Source organism: Quyinboa ferrireducens (assembly GCF_042436675.1).
Classification (GTDB): domain Bacteria; phylum Bacteroidota; class Bacteroidia; order Bacteroidales; family UBA5342; genus JBHJHP01.
In genome coordinates this window covers 1-1493 of sequence record NZ_JBHMVA010000063.1, presented here as the reverse complement: position 1 = coordinate 1493, position 1493 = coordinate 1, and the positions used below count along the sequence as shown (strand labels likewise).

General features: G+C 32.8%; 2 protein-coding genes. Both read right to left on the bottom strand.

All coding sequences use genetic code 11. The features are described from left to right. Nucleotides 1–279 precede the first annotated feature (279 nt). A complete protein-coding gene (locus ACE01N_RS20400) occupies nucleotides 280–930 on the bottom strand; it encodes an SdpI family protein (protein WP_380592911.1) in 651 nt (216 codons plus the stop codon). After that, on the bottom strand, nucleotides 914–1189 hold the full coding sequence (locus ACE01N_RS20395) for an autorepressor SdpR family transcription factor (protein ID WP_380592909.1): 276 nt from the start codon (nucleotides 1187–1189) through the stop codon (nucleotides 914–916). Before ACE01N_RS20395 ends, ACE01N_RS20400 begins: the two co-directional genes overlap by 17 nt. Nucleotides 1190–1493 lie beyond the last annotated feature (304 nt).

Below are 1493 nucleotides of genomic sequence, written 5' to 3'. Positions count from 1 at the left end.
AAAGTTTTGTAGACTGAGATTCCACCCGACACCTGGTTTAAATCAAACGATGATCCAGTTTTAAAAAGAACGTTCCCCGCTTCAGCCGTAAGAGGGTGGAAGCCAGTTTTAAAATAATCAAACAACTAATCACGGCATTATTTACAACGGATGGCAATATGCGGAGGCCGGGATTTCGGAGCTCCAACTTGTCAAACCGCTACAATTTTCATTAAATGTACAAAACTTTAAATTGCCCACATCCCCCGGCTTACGTATATTGCGTGTTGTACACCGTAGTTATTTAGTTGTCAATCTTTTATGTAATCTATATGAATAAATTATCGGTATCATCACCATTATCATAATGATACTAAAAAATACAATCAACCCGATTCCTTCTTTTTGAGGAATCAGGGATACAATTAGCCCAATTATACTGAATCCAACCATTATTTTTGCTCCAAATTGATGTGTCTTTCTCCATACATTCTCATTATCAAGTGTCCATGGAGTTCTAAATCCGATAAACCAGTTTGGCTTAACACTATAAACATAGTTTCCAATTACAGCTAATAACACGAAAGTTGAGATTCTTAAAATCTTAAGTTCATCTATAACAATCCCAATATTTGAAGCAACAAATAATCCAGTTATAGCCGTTATAAATAATGAAACTATAAATCGAATCTTATAAAATGAAGATTCAAAAGCTTCGTAATTCTTTTTTTTAGGGTCTATCCTTTGAACAAATAGCATAAGTCCATATATCAATATATTTACTCCAATAAATATTGAAATCAATATCCATATTGGAATCAGTTTAGGTTGAATCCAATTAATTTCAGCTACGTTATTTAATTGGTTGTTTGCTATCAGGATGAACAATACAGGAAGCATGACAACTACTAATATTGGTAGTTCTTTCTTTAAATTACTTTTTGTTTTCATTTTTATTATCAATTAATTCGACAATCCATTTTGAAATCTCATTGAGAACTGTTGTATTAATAGAATAAATAATGAATTGACCTTTCTTGACACTTGATACTAAATCTGCATGATATAAAAGTTCTAAATGATGAGATATTGTCGCTCGGGAAAATTCAAATTGGTCTGCAATCTCTCCAGCTGACATGTCTTTTTCCTTTAACAAATCAAGAATCTTTCTACGAGTCTGGTCATTTAATGCTTTAAAAACAATATTCATTTGATTTATTTCTATATTTAGACAAATATCTAAATATATATTTTATAATCAAAGTTTTTTATATGCTAATTTTATGCAGGATGCTTTTTCACTATGGTGTACAACGTTCCCGCGGTATGGTGTCGTGCGGTTGACTGTCCCACGAAGTGGAGACTGTCAAGCCGAAAACGACGACATACGGAATAAAGGTTTGCAAATTAAAACCAAACCGCATGCACTATGACCGCGTGTTGTACCCAGTTTTTTATTTTCATATTGGATCTCCATCAGTCCAGATTAACCAATTATTCCCAATTCCATAAAT